Annotated in this window: 20 protein-coding genes and 1 pseudogene; 14 read left to right on the forward strand and 7 right to left on the reverse strand. The window is 66.5% G+C overall.

Annotated elements, in window-relative coordinates; genetic code table 11:
- Positions 1 to 302: 302 nt before the first annotated feature.
- The 4 genes from ABSY19_RS07400 to ABSY19_RS07415 are packed head-to-tail and all read right to left on the reverse strand — an operon-like array spanning position 303 to position 4,276.
- The gene (locus tag ABSY19_RS07400; protein ID WP_382160769.1) at positions 303 to 1,073 is read right to left on the reverse strand and encodes an enoyl-CoA hydratase/isomerase family protein; all 771 of its coding nucleotides are present in this window, start codon (positions 1,071 to 1,073) and stop codon (positions 303 to 305) included.
- Position 1,074: 1 nt separating this feature from the next.
- Positions 1,075 to 2,037, reverse strand: a complete 963-nt coding sequence (locus tag ABSY19_RS07405; protein WP_382160772.1) for a Bug family tripartite tricarboxylate transporter substrate binding protein — start codon at positions 2,035 to 2,037, stop codon at positions 1,075 to 1,077.
- Positions 2,038 to 2,063: 26 nt separating this feature from the next.
- Entirely contained in the window at positions 2,064 to 3,089 is a 1,026-nt protein-coding gene (locus tag ABSY19_RS07410) for an NADPH:quinone oxidoreductase family protein (protein ID WP_382160775.1), read from the reverse strand.
- Positions 3,086 to 4,276, reverse strand: a complete 1,191-nt coding sequence (locus ABSY19_RS07415) for a CaiB/BaiF CoA transferase family protein (RefSeq protein ID WP_382160778.1) — start codon at positions 4,274 to 4,276, stop codon at positions 3,086 to 3,088. Before ABSY19_RS07415 ends, ABSY19_RS07410 begins: the two co-directional genes overlap by 4 nt.
- Before the next feature lie 156 nt (positions 4,277 to 4,432).
- Between ABSY19_RS07415 and ABSY19_RS07420 the strand changes: the two are divergent.
- From ABSY19_RS07420 to ABSY19_RS07435, 4 genes and pseudogenes are all read left to right on the forward strand, one after another.
- Positions 4,433 to 5,598, forward strand: a pseudogene (locus tag ABSY19_RS07420) (acyl-CoA dehydrogenase family protein).
- Between the two features lie 7 nt (positions 5,599 to 5,605).
- Entirely contained in the window at positions 5,606 to 6,679 is a 1,074-nt protein-coding gene (locus tag ABSY19_RS07425; protein ID WP_382160781.1) for a hypothetical protein, read from the forward strand.
- Positions 6,676 to 7,845 carry a CaiB/BaiF CoA transferase family protein gene (locus ABSY19_RS07430; protein ID WP_382160783.1) on the forward strand — a complete coding sequence of 390 codons (1,170 nt, stop codon included), beginning with the start codon at positions 6,676 to 6,678 and terminating at the stop codon, positions 7,843 to 7,845. The genes ABSY19_RS07425 and ABSY19_RS07430 overlap by 4 nt, the downstream gene beginning before the upstream one ends.
- 79 nt (positions 7,846 to 7,924) lie before the next feature.
- Entirely contained in the window at positions 7,925 to 8,623 is a 699-nt protein-coding gene (locus ABSY19_RS07435; RefSeq protein WP_382163727.1) for a TetR/AcrR family transcriptional regulator, read from the forward strand.
- Between the two features lie 31 nt (positions 8,624 to 8,654).
- Here the strand turns inward: ABSY19_RS07435 and ABSY19_RS07440 are convergent, their stop codons facing one another.
- Positions 8,655 to 9,539 carry a LysR family transcriptional regulator gene (locus tag ABSY19_RS07440; RefSeq protein WP_382160785.1) on the reverse strand — a complete coding sequence of 295 codons (885 nt, stop codon included), beginning with the start codon at positions 9,537 to 9,539 and terminating at the stop codon, positions 8,655 to 8,657.
- A 153-nt stretch (positions 9,540 to 9,692) separates the two neighbouring features.
- Between ABSY19_RS07440 and ABSY19_RS07445 the strand changes: the two genes are divergently transcribed.
- On the forward strand, positions 9,693 to 11,606 hold the full coding sequence (locus tag ABSY19_RS07445; protein ID WP_382160787.1) for a tripartite tricarboxylate transporter substrate-binding protein: 1,914 nt from the start codon (positions 9,693 to 9,695) through the stop codon (positions 11,604 to 11,606).
- Positions 11,607 to 11,638: 32 nt separating this feature from the next.
- Positions 11,639 to 11,944, forward strand: a complete 306-nt coding sequence (locus tag ABSY19_RS07450) for a YciI family protein (protein ID WP_382160790.1) — start codon at positions 11,639 to 11,641, stop codon at positions 11,942 to 11,944.
- A gap of 94 nt (positions 11,945 to 12,038) precedes the next feature.
- Here the strand turns inward: ABSY19_RS07450 and ABSY19_RS07455 are convergent, their stop codons facing one another.
- Positions 12,039 to 13,043: a bile acid:sodium symporter family protein gene (locus ABSY19_RS07455; protein ID WP_382160793.1), complete on the reverse strand. Its 1,005-nt coding sequence runs from the start codon at positions 13,041 to 13,043 to the stop codon at positions 12,039 to 12,041.
- Between the two features lie 107 nt (positions 13,044 to 13,150).
- Here ABSY19_RS07455 and ABSY19_RS07460 point away from each other — a divergent pair, with 107 nt between their 5' ends.
- Both ABSY19_RS07460 and ABSY19_RS07465 read left to right on the forward strand, forming a co-directional pair.
- Complete coding sequence (locus ABSY19_RS07460; RefSeq protein WP_382160796.1) at positions 13,151 to 14,146, forward strand: LysR substrate-binding domain-containing protein; 996 nt, start codon at positions 13,151 to 13,153, stop codon at positions 14,144 to 14,146.
- Positions 14,147 to 14,210: 64 nt separating this feature from the next.
- The gene (locus ABSY19_RS07465) at positions 14,211 to 17,258 is read left to right on the forward strand and encodes a transglycosylase domain-containing protein (RefSeq protein ID WP_382160799.1); all 3,048 of its coding nucleotides are present in this window, start codon (positions 14,211 to 14,213) and stop codon (positions 17,256 to 17,258) included.
- 34 nt (positions 17,259 to 17,292) lie between these two features.
- Here the strand turns inward: ABSY19_RS07465 and ABSY19_RS07470 are convergent, their stop codons facing one another.
- The gene (locus tag ABSY19_RS07470) at positions 17,293 to 18,204 is read right to left on the reverse strand and encodes a helix-turn-helix transcriptional regulator (protein WP_382160802.1); all 912 of its coding nucleotides are present in this window, start codon (positions 18,202 to 18,204) and stop codon (positions 17,293 to 17,295) included.
- Positions 18,205 to 18,397: 193 nt separating this feature from the next.
- Here ABSY19_RS07470 and ABSY19_RS07475 point away from each other — a divergent pair, with 193 nt between their 5' ends.
- The 6 genes from ABSY19_RS07475 to dhaK all read left to right on the forward strand — a co-directional run bounded on the left by ABSY19_RS07475 (position 18,398) and on the right by dhaK (position 24,026).
- Complete coding sequence (locus ABSY19_RS07475; RefSeq protein WP_382160804.1) at positions 18,398 to 19,396, forward strand: alpha/beta fold hydrolase; 999 nt, start codon at positions 18,398 to 18,400, stop codon at positions 19,394 to 19,396.
- A 34-nt stretch (positions 19,397 to 19,430) separates the two neighbouring features.
- Positions 19,431 to 20,234 carry an ABC transporter ATP-binding protein gene (locus tag ABSY19_RS07480; RefSeq protein WP_382160809.1) on the forward strand — a complete coding sequence of 268 codons (804 nt, stop codon included), beginning with the start codon at positions 19,431 to 19,433 and terminating at the stop codon, positions 20,232 to 20,234.
- A complete protein-coding gene (locus ABSY19_RS07485; RefSeq protein WP_382160812.1) occupies positions 20,231 to 21,076 on the forward strand; it encodes an ABC transporter permease in 846 nt (281 codons plus the stop codon). Before ABSY19_RS07480 ends, ABSY19_RS07485 begins: the two co-directional genes overlap by 4 nt.
- An 86-nt stretch (positions 21,077 to 21,162) precedes the next feature.
- Positions 21,163 to 22,338, forward strand: coding sequence for an ABC transporter substrate-binding protein (locus ABSY19_RS07490; protein ID WP_382160815.1), 1,176 nt, complete (start codon positions 21,163 to 21,165; stop codon positions 22,336 to 22,338).
- Between the two features lie 58 nt (positions 22,339 to 22,396).
- Positions 22,397 to 23,032: a dihydroxyacetone kinase subunit DhaL gene (dhaL, locus tag ABSY19_RS07495; protein ID WP_382160818.1), complete on the forward strand. Its 636-nt coding sequence runs from the start codon at positions 22,397 to 22,399 to the stop codon at positions 23,030 to 23,032.
- A gap of 7 nt (positions 23,033 to 23,039) precedes the next feature.
- Positions 23,040 to 24,026: a dihydroxyacetone kinase subunit DhaK gene (gene dhaK / locus ABSY19_RS07500; protein ID WP_382160821.1), complete on the forward strand. Its 987-nt coding sequence runs from the start codon at positions 23,040 to 23,042 to the stop codon at positions 24,024 to 24,026.

Genomic DNA, 24,026 nt, shown 5'->3' on the forward strand with positions numbered 1-24,026 from the left:
GCGTCTCGAAAGGCACGTTGCCGAAGACGCCTGGACCTGCCGCCACATCAGCTTCGTGCGATCAAGGTCGAGCCTCTCGTCGCACGGCCACTGCAAGCCACAACGTCCCTTAGAGCAACCCGTAGGGCCACTGGGGGGCGCTGAGGCGGCGAGCGCATTTTTTAAACGCCTGCAGAAATTCAATGGTTAACGCTCACCAACTTCCGTGAGAAGGGTTCGCTGCTTTCTAGGTCCTCCGCCACCCCTTGATGACGCTCGAGGGGTCGCGACCCGTTCAGACTCCCTACGAAACAGGCGCGGCCTTAGCGGCCCCGGAATCTGGGCTTGCGCTTTTCCACAAAGGCGCGGTTGCCTTCGAGCCGATCTTCAGAGATGTACGGATTCGGGCCCACGTTCAAGCGCAAGGCGGCCGAGGCCGGCAGTCCGATGCTCTTGAAGCTGACGGCCTTCATGCGCTGCACCGTCAACGGAGCGTTGTCCGCGATCTGGGTTGCCAGCGCACGGCTCCGCTCGATGAGCTCGGCCTGAGGCACCACGTGGTTCACCAGGCCGATCCGCTGCGCCACCTCCATGTCGACCAGTTGCCCGGTGTACAACAGTTCCAGGGCGATACCCCGCGGGACCAGCAAGGGCAGGACCACACTACCGAAGTTGGCCCCCATCCCCACCTTGGCTTCCGGCAGGCCCATTCTTGCGCCTTGCGCCGCGATCCGGATGTCGCAAGCGAGCGCGAGTTCGCACCCGCCGCCGGCGGCGACGCCGTTGATGGCGGCGATGGTGGGCTTGGACATCTCCAGCACAAGCTCATTGAGGTTTCGCTCGCGTCCGCCCATGGGATGGGCCATGCGGCCGGCGGCATCCAGCTCCTTCAGGTCCACGCCCGCGGAGAACGCGCGCTCACCGGCGCCGGTGTAGACGACGACCCGAACCTGCGGATCGTCGTCCAGCATGAGCGAAGCCTCCGCGAGCTGGGCGAACGTGGCCTTGGCCAACGCATTCATCCGCTGCGGCCGGTTGATCGTTACCCAGGCCACATGTCCGTCGACGCGGACCTCAACGCCACCGTCGGCCATGTCAGTTCTCAGGCTCCAGGCCGGCGGCCTTCATCACGGGCAGCCAAACCTGGCGCTCGCGCTCCGCGAAGGCCGCGAACTGCTCGGCGGTCAGGTTGCTGGGCGTCACGCTCGCGTCGGCCATGCGCTTGCGGGCCCCAGGCTTCGCAGCGGCAGCGCGCAGCGTTTCATTGAGGGTCCGCACCACGTCGTTGGGCGTGTCTTTCGGTGCCCACACCGCATACCAGGCCGTGACGTCGAAGCCGGCCATGCCGGACTCGGCGATGGTGGGCACGTTCGGCAGTTCGGGCATGCGCTCCTTGGTCGAGACCGCCAAGGCCCGCATCTTGCCGCCCTTGATCTGCGTGATGACGCTGGGAGCGGTGGAGTACATCATGTCGACGTGTCCACCGAGCGTGCTGGTCACCGCCGGCGCGTTGCCCGAGAACGGGACATGGGTCATCTTGATCTTGGCCAGGCTCGCGACGCGCTCACCCGTGAGGTGCGGCAAGGAGCCCAGCGCGCCAGATGCGTAGGTGATGTCCTTCGTCTTGGCCGCTTCGAGCACGTCCTTGAAGCTCTTGTACGGGGACGCTTCGGCCACGACGACCAGGATCGGCGACGAGCCCAGGATGCCGACGGGCTTGAAGTCCTTCATGGCATCGAAGGGCAGCTTCCGGTACATGCCCTCGTACATCACGTGCTGTGACGTGTTCGCGAGAAGCGTGTACCCATCCGGTTTGCTGGTCGCGACGTAGCGCGCACCGATCGTTCCGGCGGCGCCCGCTCTCTGTTCGATGACCAGGGGCTGCCCGATGATGGCCGAGAAATCCTCGCTCAGCAGGCGTGCGAAGGTCTCTGTCGCCCCGCCGGCGGCATAGGGCGAGACCAGCATGATCGGGCGGGACGGGTACTTGTCTTGCGCGTGCGCGGCCCCGATGAGGGCAAGCAGCGGAATGGCGCACAAGGCTCGGCGAATCAACATGGTGTCTCCTTCTGGGTTCAGGTGGTTTACGAGGCTGACGGCGCAGTCTCTTGCTGTGGCCGCATCAGGACGCGGCCGATGACCTCGCGAGAGGCAATCATTTCGAGGGCCTCGCGAAAATTGGCGAGAGGAAGGACTGCGTGCGCACGGGGGCGCAGCTTCTGCTCCAGGACCCACGCGAACAGTTGGGCGTAGGTGCGCCGCAGCCTGGTGTCGTTGGTGGCCGGCACCGGGTGCTTGCCCCAGCCGAAGTAGTAGCCCCAGTACACCCCGATGATGGTGATGTTCTTGACCAGCACGATGTTGGCCGGGATGGTCGGGATGGTGCCGCTGGCAAATCCCATGGGAATGATGCGCCCGTCGGGTGCGATGCATCGCAGCGAGATGTCGAACGTCTCGCCTCCGACCGGGTCGTAGATGACGTCTGCGCCGCGGGCATGGGTGGCCGCGAGGACAGCCTCCCGCCAGTTGTCTGTCCGGTAGTTGATGGCGAGATCCGCACCATGGGCCCGCGCGATCGCCGCCTTCTCTTCCGAACCTGCCGTGGCAATCACGCGCGCCCCCAACGCCTTGGCGACCTCGATGGCCGCCAGGCCACTCCCGCCGCCGGCACCATGAACCAGCACCACTTCACCAGGCTCGACCTTCGCCCGCCAGGCCAACGCACCGAACGCGGTGCCGTAGATCGTGGGGATCTGCGCGCCCGTGTCGAAGCCCACCCCGTCAGGCAGGGCGAACACCGTCTCTTCGGGCGCAATCACTTCCTGGGCATAGGCTCCGGACTGAACCCCCGCGATGACCCGGTCGCCGATGGCAAATCGCGATGCGCCTTCGCCCACTTCGGTGATCACGCCGGCCAGTTCGGTGCCGGGAATCAGTGGCAAGGGCGCCTTGTTCTGGTGCTTGCCCTCCATGACCAGGAGGCTCGCGAAGCTCGCGCTGCAGGCTTCCACCCGGATGCGCACGCATCCCGGCCGGATCGTTGGCGAAGGCACCTCCTCCAGCCTGGCGGCATCGAGGCCGCCATACTCACGGCACACGACGGCTTTCATCGGGCCTCCCGGGCTGCGCCGGCAGCGATGAGCTGGTCTGCCTGCTGCGGCGAATAACCGCATTCCGCGAGGATTTCGCGCGTGTGTTCGCCCAGCCTCGGCGTCGGCCTGGTCGGTCCCGTTGGCGTGAGAGACCAGTTGCTGGTCTTTGCGACCGTCCGGATGGCGCCCTCGCTGGGGTGCTGCAGTTCCTGGAAGAACCCCGTCTTGATCAAATGCGCATGCGACATGAGGGACTGCACCGTCTCCAGCTTGGCCACCGGGATGTCGGCCTCCTGCAGCAGGGCGATCCACTCGTCCGTGGGTCGCTGCTTGAGCAGTGAGGCAACGATGTCGTAGAGCGCCTCGAGATGCCGGGTGCGGCTTGCCACCGTCGTGAAGCGCTCGTCGTCCATCACCTCGGGCTGGCCGGCGGTGTGGAAGAAGGTGCGCCACTGCTTGTCCGTCAGGACCATGAGGCAGAGGGAGCCGTCGGTGGTCGGGAACGGCCGCCGGATGGACACGTACCGCTGGAAGATGGGCGGGCCCAGAGAGGGCTCGAACGTCAGTCCTGCCATGTGGTCGGCGAGGACGAGCGCTGCGATGGTCTCGAACATGGGGACTTCGACACATTGGCCCTGACCTGTGCGCAGCTTGTGCACCATGGCACCCAGCGCGGCGTTGGCGGCGCAGATGCCGGTCACCCTGTCCGCGACGGCGATCGGCGCGTAGCGCGGCGGCTCGCCAGGCGCGTGGAGCGAGGGTATGCCTGCAACGGCCTGGATCAGGTCGTCATAGGCGGGCTTGTCGGAATCGGGCCCACCGGCCCCGTAGCCCACGATGCTCACGTAGACGAGGCCAGGCCTTTCCTTGCTGAGGTTCGCGTAGTCCAGGCCCAGGCGGGCCATGGCCTTCGGTCGCGTGTTGCACACGACGATGTCGCAAGTGCCCGCCAGGCGAACAAACGCCTCCCGTGCGGCGCCCTCCTTCAGGTCGAGAACGATGCTGCGCTTGCTGCGGTTCGTGTGCAGGAACATCGCCCCCATGCCGTCATGGCGGGCGGGGCCCATGCCGCGGATGGTGTCGCCGTCAGGCGACTCCACCTTGATGACATCGGCCCCCATGTCACCCAGGATTTGTGTCGCGACCGGCCCTGAAAGGGCCGCGGTCGCGTCCAGCACTCGAATTCCAAGCAATGGTCCAGTCATGACATCCTGCGTATGTTTTTTAACATACTAACAAGTATCTTGTGAGTTTGGCAATAGGTACATTTCTAAAGAGAATCATTGCACAGCAATCGATGAAGCCGTAAGATACCAATCAGTATTCATCGGCGCACGGCGCCTCAAAACACGGAGAAACAGATGTCGGTCTTATGGGAAATGCCGCTGGAGGATGAGTCGCTGCGTTGGCAGGGTCTCGCGCAGGAACTCACCGCGAAGCACTTCGCGCCGGCCGCCGACGCCATCGATCGCGAGCAGCGCTATCCGATCGAGCACCTGGACCCGCTGCGGGAGTCCGGCATCTCGGGCATGTTTCTGCCGAAGGCCTACGGCGGTGGTGGCGCGTCTCTCGTGTCGCTGGTCGCCGTGGTGGAGGCCATTGGTGCGGGCTGCGGATCGACCGCGGCGATCATGGCGGCGCTGTCTCTTGGCGCCTTCCCGGTGCTCCTTGGCGGCAACGAAACGCAGAAGCAGGCATTGCTCGGGGGCTGGCCCGCAAGGGGGAGGCGGTCAACTTCGCGTTGAGCGAGCGTGGCGCCGGATCGGACGCGGCGGCGGTCGCGACCACGGCCGTCCGGGAAGGTGACGGCTGGCGCATCCGGGGTGAAAAGTGCTGGCTCGGGAATGGTGGGCACTCGACGCACTTCATCGTGTTTGCCCGCACGGGCGAAGAAGGTGCGCGGAACAACATCACGGCGTTCTGGGTGCCCCGGTCAACGGCGGGCGCGGTCGTCGACTTCTACGAAGACAAGATGGGCATTCGCGGCACAACGACGACAAACCTGAAGGTGGACGTCTGGGTGCCGCAAGAGAGCATGGTCGGCGAGGAAGGGCAAGGATTGAAGCTCGCGCTGTCCACACTCAATGTCGGACGGATCGTCGTCGCGGCGCAGGCGCTCGGCATCGCCCTGTGCAGCTACCGGGCGGCCGCCGAGTTCGCGGCGTCGCGCAAGACCTTCGGCAAGTCGATCATCGACCACCAGGGCGTTGGTTTCATGATGGCCGACGCGGCGACAAGCTTCTCTGCCGCGCGCATGATGGTTTTCGAAGCCGCGAAGGCCTACGACGCGGGCAAGGACGTCAGTGCGCTCGGCGCCATGGCCAAGCTCTTCTCCACGGAGGCTTCCCACGAGATCTGCGACACGTCGATGTCCGTGCTGGCCGGTCGAGGCTACGTGAAGCCGAATGTGGTCGAGCGCTGCTATCGTGACCAGCGAATCACGGAAATCTACGAGGGCACCTCGGAGATCCAACGGCTGGTGATCGCCCGGGCGATCAAGCGCGAGGCCTCGGCTTCCCATTCCTGACGCAACGATGAAATCCACCTCGAAGATGCCGCACGACCCTTCCATCACAGAGCAGTCCGGTGCATGGCGCGCCGTCGCTGAGCTCTATCACGCCTACTTCACGGGCATCGTGCTTTTCGCCGTGTCTCGACTTGGCACGGCCAAAGCGGAGGAGCTGGTCCATGAGATTTTCTGCCGCCAACGGCGTGAGCGGTTTCTGCCAGGGCTGAAGAAGCTCGGCATCGACCAGCTGCCGCCCGCCGTCGCTGCCGCGCAGTACCACTACCTCTCGAACCACATCGGCGGCGTCTCCGTGGAGTTCATGCCCGAGACCGAACGCAAGGCCTGGATCCGGTACGCCGCGCCGCGGTGGATCTGGGCGGACACCGCGCTGTGCGGCATTCCGCCCGAAGTCTCCAGGGCGATGCTCCTGGGCTGGCACGCCCAGAACGGCACCATGTTGAACAACCCGCGCCTGGGTTTCGTGTGCACCAAACAGACGGTCGATGGCCAATCGGGCCTCGAGGGCTACTACTTCGAGTACGACCGCGACCTGGCGCCGCACGAGCGGCTGCGCTTCGCCCGGCACGAGGATGCACCGGACTTCGATCCCCAGAAGGCGCCGAAGCTGCCGACCCAGACCTGGCCCCAAGAACGCCTGGACAAAGCGCATCGCAACTACGCGATGGAGTACGTGCGCTCCGCGTTCCCCACCGCGCTCGCCTTGTGGGGACCCGACGAGGCCTCTTCGCGCCTTCGATTGGCGGCCAAGATGATCGGCATGCAGTTCTACCACGCGACCTCGCGCCGGCTCGGCGAGGACTTCGGGACGGACGCCGCTGGCTTTGGCCGCTTCCTCCAGTCCATCGCGCTCGCTCACGGTGACAGCGCCGATCTGACCCGCACCGGCGGTGGCTGGGAGGTAAGGCAGCAAGGCTGGGCATTCCGCGAAGGGGTGGCCGAGTGGGACCCCGGCCTGGACCTCGCCTGGAATGGCCTTTTCGAAGGGGCCTTGCAAGCCCACAACCGCCGGCTCTCCCTGGGTTTCGCGCACCAGGAAATCCATGGCGGGCACGAGCTGCGCTGGAGCATCCAGGAATGACGACACACACCGAGAACACTTCGCAACCCGGGTTGGGCGCGCTGGCGGGACTGAAGGTGGTCGATGCGGCGCGCGTGCTCGCCGGCCCTTTTGCGGGGCAGATCCTGGGGGACCACGGCGCGGACGTGCTCAAGATCGAGAGTCCGGAAGGCGACGAGTGCCGCGGTTTCGGCCCTCCCTTTGTCAACGGGCACTCGGCCTACTTCAACGCCGTCAACCGCAACAAGCGCAGCGTCGTGCTGGACCTGGGAAAGGCGGAGGAACGTGATCGCCTCTACGCCATGTTGGAGACAGCCGACGTCCTGCTCGAGAACTTCAAGCTCAGCACGCTGCAATCCTGGGGCATTCCCAACGTCCAATGGTTCACCGAGCGCTACCCGCGCCTGATCCACTGCCGCATCACGGGCTTCGGCGATACCGGACCCTACGGCGGGCTGCCAGGCTACGACGCCGCCGTGCAGGCGATGGCGGGGCTGCTCTCGATCAATGGCGATCAGGGCGCTGAGCCGGTGCGCATCGGCGTGCCCGTCGTCGACCTCACCACCGGCATGAATGCGGCAATGGCGGTCTTGCTGGCCCTGCAGGCCCGCGCCCGGACGGGCCGGGGCCAGATGGCGGACGTCAGTCTCTACGACTGCGCGGTGTCGGTGGCGCATCCCTTCCTGAGCAACTACCTCCATTCGGGCAAGGTGCCGGGCCCTACGGGCAACCGGCACGCCAATATCGTGCCCTACAACGTGTACAAGACGGCCTCCTACCCACTGTTCATCGCCGTGGCGAACGACCGGCTGTTCGCGAAGCTGTGCACGCATCTGCAAACGCCCCACCTGCCCACGGACCCGCGTTTCGCAACGAACAAGCTGCGGGTCGAGAACCGCGAGGCGCTCGAAGTGGCGTTGTCCCGGGCTTTTTCCAGGGTGGATGGTGACGAGTTCGGCAAGCGGTTGCTGGCGGACGGTGTGCCGGCCGCCCCGATTCTGGACATCGCCAGCGTTGCGACCTCCGAGCACGCCCAGTACCGGCAGATGGTGGTTCGCCAGCCCGACTATGTCGGTCCCGGCATTCCGATCAAGCTCTCCGACACGCCAGGGAGCATTCGCAAGGGGACACCCCCTTTGGGAAGCACGACGCTGGAGCCCGATGCCGACCCGTTCGACCAGGCCTGACGCCGTCCGCACCCGTAGTAGGATCGACGATCCTGCGCGCGTGGAGAGAGGGCATTTCGTGGAACTTCCGGACAACATCATGGGTTGGGTGGATACCGACTACGAGTCGATGCCGACGACGCAACTGGCCCTTCTCGATGCGGCGGCGAGGGCCTTCACGAACTTCGGATTTGCGGCCGCGTCCATCGATGTCATCGCGGCCCAGATCGGTGCCACGAAGGGCAGCGTCTACTACCACTACCGCAGCAAGGCCGACCTGTTCTTCGCCGTGCACAAACGTGCGATGGTGCTGAACCTGCGCGCGCAGTTGCCGGTGGTGCAGGACCAGTCGCTGGACCCTGTCCAGAAGCTGCAAAGCATGTCCTATCGGCATGCGATGGTGATGATGGAGCACTTGCACTACCAGCGGGTCACCGTCCAGGGCGTGGAGCTTCACCAGTCCACCACGACCAGCGCTTCGGAGAGGGAGGCGCTGAAGGAAGTCGTTGCGATGCGCGATGCCTACGAGCACCTGTTCGAGAACGTGCTGCGGGAAGGCATCGCGGCCGGAAGTCTTGCGGCCGTGGAGCCCTCGCTGGCCTCCAAGGGCATTCTGGGTTCGCTGAACTGGATCACGGTCTGGTACCGGCCCCGAAAAGGCGACACGTTCTCTTCACGGCACCGAATCGCCGAGCAGCTCGCCAAGCAGGTCACCCATGGCGTGTCGCGCGAGGCCCCGCCGCTGGTGGGCGCGGTGACCGCACGACCGCTCGACCAGCAGGCCGACAGCAGCGGTTGAAAGGCGGATCGGCGCAGCGAGCCCGAAGAACTCAGGCAGACAGCATGTCGATCAACCAGGATGTGCCCGGATCATCGGCGAACGACCGGCCCATCGCGATCTGATGCCGGAAGGGCTCCAAGGCGAATGGCACGGCCTGCAGGGACCAACGCGCTTCCTGCCGTGCGACGAGGTCTTTCGGGACGGTCAGGATCAAGTCGGTCGATGGGAGCAGGCGCAGTGCCGCCTCGAAATGAGCGGCGACGAGTCGAATGTTCCGCTCCTGCCCCAAGCGGCTCAGCGTCTGGTCGATGACCCCGAAGGACCCGGGCTGCACCAGCACCTGCAAGTGCTCCGCCGCCAGATACCGATCCAAGGTGAGTCGGCGCTTGAAGGCGGGATGGCCCGCGCGCGCGACGCAGACATAGGGAACCTCCCTCAGGGTCTTCACGGCGATGGCATCGTCGGCGCTGTTGAGCACACCCAATGCCAGATCCAGCGCCCCGGATCGGATCATGTCCGCCGCGTGCGTTCGCCCCACGTGCGTCAGTTGAATGCGCACGAAAGGCGCCTGCGCAAGGATGCGGCCAAGCACAGGTTCGAGGATCGCCACGGCGGCGTGGTCCGAGCAACCGATCTGATAGTGCCGCCGGGATCGCGCGGGATCGAATGCGCTGGACATCGCAAACACCCGCTGAGCCCGCACCAGAATCGCCCGGACCTCCTGCTGCAAGGCCACCGCCTTGGGCGTGGGCACCATGGCGTGCCCGCGCCGGACAACGATCTGGTCGCCGCAGGCCTGGCGCAAACGCGTCAGCGCATGGCTCACCGCCGGTTGGGTCAATGCCAGGCGGTCCGCCGCGCGCGAGACGCTGCGTTCGCTGAGCACCGCATCGAATACCACCAACAGGTTGAGATCGAGCCGTCGAAGGTCCATGAATCCATTATGCATTCCATTCATTGACGAAGATGGAAAAGCATCATTGGACCCCGTTCTCCGAAATATTTACATTGGTTGCACCTTCTGAAGAAGGTCTATTCATGGTGCGCATGAATATCAGACCAACACCTATCCTGGAGACAAACAGCCATGAACCGCAAGACCCACCCTCCATCGCCAGCGGCGGCGAAAGGCAGGCGCAGCCTGGCCACCGTGTTCTGCGCAGCCGCGCTGTGCGCGCTGCTGGGTGGCCACGCGCAGGCCGCCGATTGGCCCGATCGACCCATTCGCATCGTGGTGCCGTTCGGCGCGGGCGGCAGCACCGATGCGCTCGCCCGCATCCTGGCAGAGAAGCTGGGTGGGCTCGTTGGACAGACCGTCGTCATTGAAAACCGCGCGGGCGCGGCCGGCGCCATCGGCGCACAGGCCGTGTCCAAGGCCGCACCCGATGGCACCACGTTCCTGCTGGCGACAAGCAGCACCCATGCGGTGCTGCCCCATCTGCGCCCGCTGCCCTACGACGCGATCAAGGACTTCACCGCGATCGCGCGCATCGCTTCGGCGCCCAACGTGCTCATGGTCAGTCCTGCGCTCAAGGTGACCACCGTCAAGGATCTGGCGCAGCTGGCGGCCTCCCGCGAAGGCGGACTGACCTACTCCTCCAGCGGGAGTGGCACCGTCACGCACCTCATCGCGGCGGACTTTGTCCAGCGCGCGGGCATCCGCGCTCGGCACATTCCCTACAAAACGGGCATTCAAGCCCTGCCCGAGCTCAACAGCGGACAGATCGACTTCACCTTCGACAGCATCGTCTGGGCCCTGCCCCAGGCGCAGGCCGGCAAGATCAAGGCCTTGGCCATCGGCAGCCCGGAACGATCGCCGTTGGCCCCCGATCTGCCGACGATGCGTGAGGCGGGATTCGCGGGTTTCGACGGCACGACGTGGTTCGCGCTCATGGGGCCGGCGGGAATCCCCCGAAGATCGTGGCGGAGCTCAATCGCCACATCAACGCGGCGCTGCGCGACCCCGATCTTCGAGCCCAGTTTGAACGCCAGGGCGCCGAGGCTTTGGGCGGCACGCCGCAGGACCTGGAGAAGCTCGTTCGGGATGATGGCAGCCGATGGGCCAAGGTCATCACCACGGGCAACATCAAGATTGAACAGTGAAAAAGAAGGCAACGCTCAAGCCATGACCACACCAAGCACGTCCATGCCCCTCCACTTCCGCGATCTGGTCGCCAGCGAACGCCCGCTGGTGCTCCCCGGAGCCCACGATGCGATCTCCGCCCTGCTCATCCAGCAGGCCGGCTTCAAAGCCTACTTCATTGGCGGTTTCCCCCTGGTCGGCGCTCGATTCGGCCTGCCCGACATCGGCCTGGCCACGCTGGGGGAAATCGGCGCGGGCGTGCGCGACATCCTCGCGGTGTCCGATCTGCCCGTGCTGGTGGATGTCGACAACGGCTACGGCGACGTCAAGAACGTGGTTCATGCGGTGCACACCTACGAGAAGATGGGCGCCCAGGCCCTGTTCTTTGAAGACCAGGTCTCTCCCAAGCGGTGTGGCCACATCGCCGGCAAGGAACTCCTGCCCTGCGAGGAAATGGAGCGCCGCATCCGCGCCGCCGCGGAGCAACGCCGCGACCCCCGCACCTTCATCATTGCCCGCACCGATGCCCGCGAGGTCTACGGCATGGACGAGGCCTTGCGACGCGGAGAACGCTACGCCCAGGCGGGTGCCGACGGCCTGTTCATCGAAGCCCCTGAGTCGGTGGAAGAACTCGCGCTCATTGGCCGACGCCTGGCAGGCGTGCCCCTGATGGCCAACATGCTCGAAGGGGGGCGCACGCCAATCCTGCGCCCGCAGGAACTGGAAGATCTCGGGTTCCGCATCGTCATCTACGGCATTTCGCTCTTGATGCGCAGCGTGCGCGTCATGCAGGAAAGCCTTGCCGACATCCGCAGCGGCGAGCTGAAGCTGGTGGGCACCGGCGTTGGGTTCGAGGAGTACAAGACGATCGTCGGGTTCGATCGCTGGTCGAACATCGAATCCCGGTACGGCGGATAAAGAAGACGGCGGTCCACAAGCAGAAGGCGATCATGATTTTTGTTTTTCACTTGCTGGATCGGCCCGGCGCAGCGGCGCTTCGTGAGGCGATGCGGCCATCGCACAAGGCGTACCTGGCCCAGGTGGCCGATCGCATCGCATTTGCAGGCCCCCTGACAAGTGACGAGGGTGCGGCCATGGTCGGCAGCCTGCTGGCCATCGACTTCAAGAGTCGCGAGGAAGCGATGCGCTGGCAGCGCAACGAGCCGTTCACCCAGGCGGGCCTCTACGCAAGCGCATCGGTCCATGCGTTCGACAACCTGTGGCCGCAGCGGTGTGGTTATCCCCCCCTGAGTTGAACCCCTGAGGCGCGCTACCAATCGGCACGCGGCGTCTTGTGGACCAGCTGAAGGAAGTGCGCCGCCTGCTCGGACATGGAACCGGCTGATCTGTTCAAAGGGAGGGTTGGGCACCCTCGACCGCCGTGGCCTGATCGCCTTGGCGGCGCGCATACCGCTGCGCCATCACCCCGCACACCATCAGCTGCATCTGGTGAAACACCATCAGCGGCAACACGATCGCGCCCGCCACGGGCGCGGCAAACAGCACGTTGGCCATGGGCACGCCGCTGATCAGGCTCTTGGTCGATCCGCAGAAGACGATGGCGATCTCGTCTTCCTTCGAGAAGCCCAGCCGGCGGCTGCCCCAGACCGTGAGCGTGAGCACCAGCGCCAGCAGCACCGCGCACACGGCCAGCAGGCCCAGCAGGGCCGTCAGCGGCAGTTGCGACCACAGCCCGGCGATGACGGCGTGGCTGAACGCCGCGTACACCACCAGCAGGATGGAGCCCTGGTCCACCACTTTCATGATGGAGGCGCGGCGCTGCAGGAAACCCGACACCCAGGGCCGCATCAGATGGCCGGCAATGAAGGGCAGCAGGAGTTGCACGCTGATGCGGCCCACGGCCTGCAGGGGATCGCCCATGGCGGCGTTGTGCGTCAGCAGCAGACCGAGCACGAGGGGCGTGAGAACCACGCCCAGCAAGGTCGAGGCCGAGGCGCTGCAGACGGCCGCGGGAATGTTGCCTCGCGCCATGGAGGCGAACGCGATCGCCGACTGGACCGTGGCGGGCAGCGCGCACAGGTACAGGATGCCCATGTAGAGGCTGGGCGTCACCAGCGGCCGCAGCAGCGGTGCCAGCGCCCAGCCGAGCAAGGGAAACAGCACGAAGGTGGTGGACACCACCATCAGCTGCAGGCGCCAGTGCCCGATGCCCGCCCAGATGGCCGCTCGCGAGAGCTTCGCTCCGTGCAGAAAGAAGAGCAGGCTCACCGCCACCGTGGTGGCCCAGCTCAGCGCCTGGGTGAACCCGCCTCGGGCCGGCAACAGGCTGGCCAGAACGACGGTCGCAACGAGGTACAGCGTGAAGTTGTCGGGCAGCAGCCGGGAACGGGCCATGGCAGGAGCGCGCGGCGTCGCGCGTGTCAATCGGTGGGACGGCCATTGAACCGCAGCCGCCGACGACAGTAAAATGAATTTATCGGATCCATTGATACCAATATCAAATGAATGTCAGCTTGCGGCAGTTGCGGGTCTTCAAGGCCGTCGCCTCGCAGGGCAGCTTCACGCGGGCGGGCACCCACATCGGCCTGTCCCAACCCGCGGTCAGCCGCTGCGTGACCGAACTGGAACAGCACCTCGGGCTCAAGCTGCTCGACCGCACCACGCGCGAGGTGGTGCTGACCGATGCCGGCCGCAGCCTGGCCGTGCAGCTCGAACGCGTGCTGGAAGACCTGGATGCCGTGCTGCAGGAGTCACGAGGCCAGGCCACGCAGCGCCATGGCCGGGTTCGCGTGGCCAGCAGCCCGACCTTGTCGGCCAACCTGCTGCCCGAATGCATCGCGCGCTGCCGCAGCGAACACCCGGGGCTGGACCTGCTGCTGCTGGATCGCATCCAGCACGATGCCCTGGCCAGCGTGCTGGCGGGTGAGGTGGACTTCGGCGTGGTGATCGACACCGGCGCGCGCGACGACCTGCAGGCCGAGACCATCCTGTCCGAGCCCTTCTGCCTCGTCTGCCCGCCTTCGCACCGCCTGGCCCGGCGCCGAGGCGCGAAATGGGCGGATCTGGCCGGCGAATCGCTGGTGCTGCTGGACCACGCCTCCGGCAGCCGGGGCCTGATCGACGAGGCCTTGCGCCTGCACGGCGTGGAGGCCTCCGTGGCGCAGGAAGTGGGCCACGTCACCACCATCTTCCGCATGCTGGACGCCGGCCTGGGCATCTCGGTCGTGCCCATGCTGGCCTTGCCGCCCGCGGGGCTGCAGGGCCTGGTGATGCGCCCGCTGCTGCCCCGCATCGACCGGCACATCGCGCTGGTGCGCCGCGCCCACCGGACCTTGACCCCCCCGGCGGAGCTGGCCTGGCGACTGGTCCGCCAGGTCGCCGCCGAGCGCACCGCACCCCGCAGGCGTGACAGCCATCACACCGCACCCGTCCCCGTCGCGGTGGCATCGCCGCCGGTCCGGTCTGCCCAACAACGCACCCGCGCAGGTGCAAGATGACCCTGGGCACGGTCCACACACGCACAGGATCTGCACAGGGGCTTTGAAGCCAATGGAACACAGCATGGTCGAACCACAGATGGAGGCAGCGCCCAACACGGCCCACGCCGGTGACCCACCCGGGTACCAGCGCCCACCCGGCTTTCGCCTGCGGTGGCGGGTGCTCCTGCTGGTCCTCCTGATCCTGTGCGCGGTGGCCGCGCTGCTGCTGCGCCGGGAGATGCAGACCTCGCACTGGCAGGCGCGGGAACTGCACGGCTATGCGGCCACCCTGAATTCCCACGTCGCCCCTGGTCCGGCCGAACTCATCCGGTTTCCCACCCACGGCCCGTTCGACGAACGCATGGGTTACACCAGCCTTCCGGCCTTCACCACCCGCCTGCAGGAGCGCGGCTTCGAGATCGCGGAGCAGTCGCGCCAGGACGATGCCCTGCGAACCCACCTGGAGCGCGGCTGGTTCGCCCCCTACGCGGAGAAGACCCACACCGGCCTGACCGTGTTCGACTGCAGCCGGGAATCGCTGCACGCCTTCCGTTACCCCTACCGGCGCTTCGAGAGCTTCGAGAGCGTGCCCGCGGTGGTGGTGCAGGCCCTGCTCTTCATCGAGAACCGCGACCTGCTCGACCCCGGGCGCCCGCAGATGAACCCGGCGGTGGACTGGCTGCGCTTCACGCGCGCGGTGCTCGCGCAGCTGGGCAGCCACATCGATCCCGACATCGACGCCCACGGTGGCAGCACGCTGGCCACGCAGATCGAGAAGTACCGCCATTCGCCCGGCGGCATCACGCACGACGCGCGCGAGAAACTGCGGCAGATGGCCTCGGCCTCGGTGCGGGCCTACCAGCAAGGCACCGACACGCTGCCGGTGCGCCGCCAGCTCGTGCTGGACTACCTCAACACGGTGCCGCTGTCGGCGGCGCCCCGCCATGGCGAGGTGCATGGCCTGGGCGACGGCCTGTGGGTGTGGTTCGGCACCGACTTCGATCGCGCCATGGCCGCGCTCTCGGCCCCTGGCGACGGCGCGGCCCGCGGCCGCGTCCTGCGCCAGGCGGTGGCGCTGATGATCGCCCACCGCCGGCCCTCGTGGTACCTCGCGCAGGGCCGCCAGGAACTCGACCGCGCCACCGACGCCCACCTGCGCCTGCTGACCGAGGCCGGCATCATCGACGCCGCCTGGCGCGACGCCGCCCTGCGACAGAAGCTGGTGTTCCGCGACATGACCAAGAACCCGCCGCTGCTGCCGGCCGCGGCGAGCAAGGGCACGACCACCGTGCGCACCCGGCTGGCCGGCCTGCTCGGCACCTCGCTCTACAGCCTGGACCGGCTCGACGCCCAGGCCAGCACCACGCTGAACGGCCAGCTGCAGGACGCGGTCAGCACCTACCTCGGGCGCCTGACCGAGCCGGCCTTCGCCCGCTCGCAGGAGCTGATGGGCGAGCGCCTGCTGCAGCCCGACACCCTGGGCGAGGTGCGTTACAGCTTCACCCTGCTGGAAAGCACGCCGCAGGGCAACCTCGTGCGGGTGCAGACCGACACGACGCAGCAGCCGCTGGACATCAACGAAGGCAGCAAGCTGGAGCTGGGCTCCACCGCCAAGCTGCGGGTGCTGGCGACCTACCTGGAGCTGGTCGCCGAACTGCACGCCCGGCTCGCGCCGCTGGAACCCGCCGCGCTGAAAGCCACCGAGGTCAGCCCGCAGGACAGCCTGAGCCGCTGGGCGGTGGACTACCTGTCGGGCCCGAACGACCACGGCCTGAGCGCGATGCTGGAAGCGGCGATGGACCGGCGCTTCTCCGCCAGCCCGCACGAGCAGTTCTTCACCGGCGGCGGCCTGCACAGCTTCAACAACTTCAACAAGAAGGACGACGCGCGACAACCCAGCCTGCGCGAGGCCATGCAGGCCTCCATCAACCTGCCCTTCGTGCGCCTGCTGCGCGAGATCGTGCGCCACACCATGTACCAGGGGCCCGGCGACACCGCGCGGCTGCTGGAGGACCACCTCGATCCGCGCCGCGACACCTACCTGGCCCTGTTCGCCGACCGCGAAGGCCAGGCCTTCCTGCGCCGCTTCTGGCGCAAGACCGACAACCGCACCCCGACCGAGCTGAGCGACATGCTGCTCGACGGCCTGCGCCCAGGCGCCGACCGGCTGACCGCGGTGTTCCGCTACCTGGAGCCCACGGCATCGCCCGAAGCCCTGGGCGCCTTCCTCTCGGCCCGCCTGGGCGACAAGGCGCCCGAGGCGCCCCGCGTGGCGCAACTGTACGAGCGCTTCGCGCTCGACGCCCTCGACCTGCCGGACCGGGGCTACGTGGCCCGCGTGCACCCGCTGGAACTCTGGCTGGTGGCCTACCGCCGGCAACACCCCCGGGCCACGCTGGACGAGGCGGTCGCCGCCAGCGCCGCCGAGCGCCAGGCGGTCTACCGCTGGCTGTTCCGCACGCGCGCGAAGGACGCGCAGGATGCCCGCATCCACACCATGCTGGAGGTGGAAGCCTTCCTGGAAATCCACCGCCGCTGGACCCGGCTGGGTTACCCCTTCGGTCATCTGGTGCCGTCGCTGGCCACGGCCCTGGGCAGCTCCGGGGACCGGCCCGCCGCCCTGGCCGAGCTGATGGGCATCATCGTCAACGGCGGGGTGCGCCGGTCCACGCTGCGCATCGCCGACCTGCGTTTCGCGCAAGGCACACCGTGGGAAACCGCGCTGCGGCCCACGCCGACGGAAGGTGAACGCGTCATGGCGCCCGAGGTGGCCCAGGCCTTGAAGAAAGCCTTGTCGGAAGTGGTGGAAGCCGGCACCGCCCGCCGGCTCTCGGGCAGTTTTCAGTCGGCTTCGGGAGAAGACCTGTCGCCCGGAGGCAAGACCGGCACCGGCGACAACCGCGTGGTGGTGAACCGGCGCGGTGGGGTGGCCCTGAACCGCACGGCCACCTTCGTGTTCTACCTGGGACCACGGCACTTCGGCAGCGTGACCGCCTACGTGATCGGACCGGACGCGGCCGGCTACCGCTTCACCTCCGGCCTGCCGGTGCAGATCCTGCGCTCCATGGCGCCGGTGCTGATGCCCCACCTGGACGGCAGGCCCGGCAGCGGTTGCCCGCGCGAGCCCTGAGTCACCGGCGATCGTCGGCGCGCGCAGGGCCGACCTAGAGCAGCTCGTTTTTCGAGCTGGGTCCGCCTGAGTTCGCCAGCACCGCCGCCAGTTCGGCGTAGGTTCGCACTTTCAGTTTGTGCCGAATGCTGCGCATCTGGTGATCGACGGTCGAAAACGACTTGTTCAAGCGGTCGGCGATCAGCTTGTACGGCAAACCAGAGGCCGCCAGCCAGGCGACCTTGAGCTCGGCCGGCGTGAGCAAGACAAGGCCCTGGCCCTCGCCGCCCGCCGCAGCGCCGCCCGCTCCCGACTCCGCCCGCTCAGCCGCGGCGCGCATCGCCGCCAGTTCGCACGAGGCCAGCAGAATCGGCCCAAGCACATCACCGACCACGGACTCGAAGTGCTCGTGCAGCGCCGAACTGTTGGGGATGGAGCGACCCACCCAATTGGCACAGATCAAACCGATGGGACGACCACGATGGCCCACCGGCGCGGCCATTTTGGAGGTGGTCCCGGCGTTCACCAGCATGTCGTGAAGCCGGACGTCGAAGCGGCCGTCCGCGGCGACGTCCCTGAAGACGATCGGGTGCTCGGTCTTCCACATCAGCTGCATCGCGCCTGCCATGTTGTTGACCTGCGCACCGGCGTACGTCGGCACCTCGGCGTCCGGGTCCCGCGACTCCGCGTAACCCGGCACGTACGTCGCGTTGCCGGGCGCGCCCAGGCCCGTGTCCACCCGTGAGCAGCCGAGATCGCCGCGAATCCACTCCACGGCAATGGCCGAACAGCGTTGGGCGTCATCCACGAACAGCAGCATGTGCGCGGCCAGATCCCGGGCTGGGCGCCAGCGGATGCGACCGGCCGAACCGAAAAGACCGTCGCGCAAACGAACCAGCGTCGACTGAACCACCTCGGGGTACGACGGAAACCCAGTCTGGCCTGGCGCGGGTTGATCGGGACTCATGGTGAAAGTGTGCGCCGCGGCCGCGCGCGCGGCGTAGCGGGGTTTCCCTACGCGATTTTTCGCAATGTTCAGACGGGCCCGATCCGAAGACGATTCCAGCCCATGCAGACCCCCCACTCTCTCGAAAGGCCCTCGGTGTGATCGACAACGACTTCTATTCCCCATGCATCAGGGGACCTACACGCTCCGCGACATGGGGGATCTGATCCTGGAAGAAGGCGAAACCCTGCGCGGCTGCAAGCTGGCCTACCGCACCCACGGGAAGCTGAATGCCGCCCGCGACAACGCCGTGCTGGTGACGACCTGGTTTTCGGGCACGGGCAAAGTGATGGAGGACGTGTACGTCGGCCCGGGCCGCGCGCTCGACCCCGCCAAATACTTCATCGTCATCGTCGATCAGATCGGCAGCGGCTTGTCGAGCTCGCCGCACAACACGCCCGGCGCCCAGTCGATGGCGCGCTTCCCGAGGGTGCGCATCGGCGATGACGTGCAGGCGCAGCGGCGGCTGCTGAAGGACGCGTTCGGCATCACGGAGCTGGCCTTGGTCTTTGGCGGCTCCATGGGGGGCCAACAGGTCTATGAATGGGCGGTGCGGTACCCCGACCAGGTCAAGCGGGCCGCCGTGGTCGCCGCCACGGCCCGCAACACCTTCCACGACTTCATGTTCACCGAGACGCTCATCGAAGCGCTGACCTCCGACCCGCACTGGAACAAGGGCTGGTACGAGCGCGGCGAGGATGTGCGCGACGGCTTGAACCGCATGGCGGGAATCTTCGCCGTCATGGGCTGGAGCACCGAGTTCTACGAAAAGAAGCGCTGGCAGTCGCTGTTGGGCATGTCCTCCGAGCGCGATTTCATCAACGGCGTCATGCGCGCCTACTTCGCCCCGATGGACGCCAACAACCTGCTGTGCATGGCGTGGAAGTGGCAGCGGGGTGATGTGTCGCGCCACACGGCCGGTGATCTGGCCAAGGCACTGGGCCGGATCACGGCCCGGTGCTGCGTGATGCCGATCAGCCACGACATGTTCTTCCCGCCACGCGACTGTGAGGCCGAGCAGCGCCTGATCCCTCGTTCGGCGTTCAGGGTCATCGAGGCCGTGGAGGGACACATGGCATTGAACGGATTCGATCCCGCCTACACGGCGCAGGTGGACAAGCACCTGCGCGAGCTGCTGGACTTCCCGGCTTGACCCCCTCCGTCTCGACACCCACTCCCAAAATTCCATGAACCACCCATCGCCGATCAAGCTCGTCATCGACCGAGCGACCAAGCACTACGAGACCAGGACCGGACGGGTTCACGCACTCGACAACGTCTCCTTGCACGTCGGCCACCACGAGTTCGTTTCGCTGGTCGGTCCATCGGGCTGCGGCAAGTCCACCTTGTTGTGGTCGATGGCGGGCCTGCACGATCTCACCAGCGGCGAGATCCGCCTGGACGGTGTGCCGATCCATGGCCCCAACCCGAACATCGGGATGATCTTCCAGGACGCCAACCTGCTGCCCTGGCGGTCCATCCAGAAAAATCTGGAGTTCCCGTTCGAGATCAGCGGCAAGCAGGCCGACCGCCAGAGGCTCACCGACTTGATGGAACGTGTCGGTCTGGGGGCCTTCGGTTCGAAGATGCCGCGCGAACTCTCCGGCGGCATGCAGCAGCGCGCCTCTATCGTGCGTGCCTTGTCGTTCGACCCCTCGGTGTTGCTGATGGACGAACCGTTCGGCGCGCTGGACGCCTTCACCCGCGACGAGATGAACATGCTGGTCGAGGAAATCTGGCTCGAGACACGAAAGACCATCGTCTTCATCACCCACAGCATCCCCGAGGCCGTCTTCCTGTCCGACAAGGTCCACGTGATGAGCGCCAGGCCGGGCCGGTTGGCCAAGACCTTCACGATCGACTTCCCGCGCCCGCGCGCACTGGACATCATGGAAACGCGCGAGTTCTTCGACGTGGTCAACACGATCAAGGCCGAAATCCAACATCAGCCGGCATCCCCCAGGACGGCGCAAGCGGGAGCGACGCAATGACCGACAAGGCACTGGGCGATCGCATCCCCGAGTTTGGCCAGCCGAAGGCCGCGGGCCAGGCTGGCATGTCCGGAGGACTGAGCGGTGTCGGCATTCAGTCGACGCAGGAGATGGTGGCGGTCATCGCGGTGGCGGTGCTCATGGTCGGCGGGGCGGAACTGCTGCTGAGGATGTTCGAGGTTCCGGCCTTCATCATGCCCACACCCTCTTCGATCATCGCGGTGTTTTTCTCGGACGAAGTGCCGGTCATCGCCACGCACGCCGGCCACACGCTGGTCGAGCTGTTGTCGGGCTACGCCATCGGCGCCAGCATCGGCCTGATGCTGGCGGCGCTGATCACGCAGTTTCCGTTCGCGGAAAAAATCATCACGCCGTACATCCTGCTGCTGGTCACCACGCCCATGCTCGCGCTGGTGCCACTCCTGATTCTGAACTTCGGCTTCGGCTATGCGCCCCGCATCGTCGCGGTGGCCCTGGCTTGCGGGCCGATGGTGATGATCAACGCGGCCACGGGGTTTCGCCGGGTGGATCTGGGCAAGATCGCCCTGGCCCGTTCGTACGGCGCCTCCACGCTGCAGATCTTCACCAAGATACGCATCCCGATGGCCATGCCGATGGTCCTCGTCGGGCTGATGATGGGTGCGATCTTCGGCCTCATCACGGCCGTGGGTGCCGAGATGGCCGGCGGCGGTTTCGGTCTGGGCAGCCGTCTGACGACCTACTCCTCGGTCATCCGAATGCCCGAGTTCTTCGCCTGCATCCTGATCCTGGCCTTGCTGGGCATCCTGATCTACCTGCTCTTCTTCTGGCTCGGCAAGCGCCTCGCCGGCTGGGAAAGCTGAACCCGATTCTTGCCACGAACGGCCCGGCCTTGGGGCCAGCCGCCCACCCGCGCCCGCTTGCGGCGCACAACGACGAAGGAGCATCCATGAACCATTCCATCGCGTCGCCAGGCTTGACGCGCCGGCACTTCCTGCAGGTCAGTTCCACCGGCGTGGTGACCGCCACGGTCCTGGGCGGGGCCCTGCTGCCGGCGGGCATCGCCCACGCGGCGCCCTACAGGGGAACGCACACCTGGATTTCCCCGCGCGGCACCATCGAGGTGATGGACGACTACCCGTACTGGGTGGCCAGGGAGATGGACTACTTCGGCGATCTGGGGGTGCAGACCAAGATGGAGCCCGGGCCCTCGGACGGCACGGCGGTGGTGAAGTTCCTGGCCGTCAACCAGGCCGACATCGGTTTCCCCTCACCGGGCGTGTTGTCCTTCGCCGTCAACAACAAGATGGACCTGGTGTCGATCTACGGCAGCGGCGCGCGGGACCTGTTCAACATCGCCTTCCGCAAGGGCGAGGGCGTCAGGGACCTCAAGCAGCTCGCGGGCAAGACGGTGCTGCTGGGGTCCGCGGCATGGCAGTCGATCGCGGACCCCATGTTCGCCGATGCCGGGGTGGACCCCAGGAGCATCAAGTACATCGAGGCCGGCTGGCCGACCTGGACGAAGGCGCTGCAAAGCGGTCAAGGCGACGCCTGCCTGGCCTGGGAAGGGCTGCGCGCCGACCTTGAGGCCAAGGGCCTCAAGTTCGACTACTGGCTCGGGATGCGGGGATCCAAGCTCCCCTCCAATTCACTCGTCGTGCGCCGAGCGGACATCCAGGACCCGGACCGCAAAGCGGTCCTGCAGAAGTACCTCCGGGGCTGGGCGATGGGCTCCGAGTTCGCTGACCGGAACCCCCGCGCCGCGGCGCAGATGGTCTTCAAGGCCTTGCCCCAAACGCTTCGGAACTACGGCCCTCGTTACGGCACCGAGAGCCTGCTGCAGATCCACCGCACCTTCAAGAGCGACCTGACCCTGCGCAAGGGCTGGGGCGAGCACGACATTGCCGCCTGGGACAACTTCTTCAAACTCCTCAAACGGATCGGCCAGTCGTCGATCGAGATCGACGCGAAGAAGTACGTGCTCAACGACTTCATTGCCGATGCGAACAGGTTCGACAAAGCCAAAGTGCATGCCGACGCCGACCAATACCCGCTGTCGCCCGAACTGCAGGCGGTGGACATGGCGAGCATGGAGAAGAGCTTCTACGCCAGCGCCATCAACTAACCGCCCGGCGATCCCTCAGACCACATCCACCCGCCGCCCATGGCGGCGAGGCCTCCCCATGAAAAACTCCATGATTTCCGCCAGCATCGGCGCTGTGCACGCCGCGATTCTGGCCAATGAGTCGAACATCGAGTCGCTCGATCGCGCCATCGGTGATGGCGACCACTATCTCAACGTGCGACGCGGCTGCGATGTGCTGATGGTCATGCGCGCGGACCTCGAGTCCAGGCCCGCCGGGGCGGCGTTCGGCGCCATCGGCATGAAGCTTCTGTCGACGATCGGGGGCGCATCCGGCCCCTTGATCTCGGGATTCTTCGTCGCGATGGGCAAAGCGCTGGCCGACGCCGGCCCGCTGGACCGCAAGCAAATGGCTCACGCGTTCGCCGCGGGTGTCGAATCCATCCAGCTGCGCGGCAAGGCCGACGTCGGCGAGAAGACGATGCTCGATGTGTTGATCCCCGTCTCACGCTTCCTGCTCCAGCAGGCCGAGGGCTCGATTCCTCTGAAGGACCTGTGTGAACGGATCAACGCGGAAGCCAGAGAAAACATGCTCGCGACGCGCGACATGATCGCCACCAAAGGGCGCGCCTCGTTCCTGGGAGAGCGTGCACTCGGTCACGTCGACCCCGGTTGCAAGACCTGCGAGGTCGTCCTCGCGGCGGTCACCGCGGTGGTGCTCGCCCAGCAAGGTTGATGGAGCCATGAAGAAATTTCTCAATGATGCCGACGGCCTCCTTCGCGACGCGCTGGCCGGTATGGTCTCGGCGCATGCGGACGTGATCGAGCTGCACCCCGACCCCTGCTTCGTGCGGCGTTCGGGGCCGCCGCCTCGACCCAAAGTGGCCCTCATTTCCGGTGGTGGCTCCGGCCACGAACCCTTGCACCTGGGCTTCGTCGGACGCGGCATGCTGGACGCAGCGTGCCCGGGCCAGGTGTTCACCTCGCCGACGCCCGACCAGATGCTCGCGGCGGCAGCCGAGGTCGACATGGGGCACGGCGTGCTGTTCATCGTCAAGAACTACGCCGGCGACGTCATGAACTTCGAAATCGCCAGCGAGATGCTGGAGATCCCGAACGCGACCGTGCTGGTCCAGGACGACGTGGCCGTCGAGCGCTCGACCCACACCACCGGACGCCGCGGTGTGGCCGGCACCGTGATGGTCGAGAAGATGGTCGGCGCGGCGGCCGAGGCTGGAGCCGATCTCGCTCAATGCAAGGCGCTTGGCGACCGGGTCAACCGGGCCACGGCGTCCATGGGCGTGGCCTTGACCAGTTGCGCCGTGCCGGCGGCCGGACGGGCGACATTCGAGATGGCGGATGACGAGATGGAGATCGGCGTGGGCATCCACGGCGAACCGGGCCGGCGGCGCGAGAAGCTGCAGCGCGCCGATGCCATCGTCGACGAGCTGGTCGGCGCGATCTTGAGCGACTTGAAACCGCGGCCAGGTGCCGAAGTGCTGCTGCACGTGAATGGCTTTGGCGGCACGCCGCTGCTGGAGTTGTACCTGCTCCAACACCGGGCCGAAGCCCAGCTCACGTGGCTGGGGTTCAAGCCCGTGCGCTTTCTGGTGGGCAACTACACGACCGCACTCGAAATGGCAGGCGCCTCGCTGACGCTCACCGTGCTCGATAGCGAATTGAAGGCTCTCTGGGACGCCCCGGTCCGAACGTCCGCGTTGAACTGGTGA

It is taken from the genome of Hydrogenophaga sp. ANAO-22 (assembly GCF_042466645.1).
In the GTDB taxonomy this organism is placed as follows: Bacteria; Pseudomonadota; Gammaproteobacteria; order Burkholderiales; family Burkholderiaceae_C; genus Hydrogenophaga.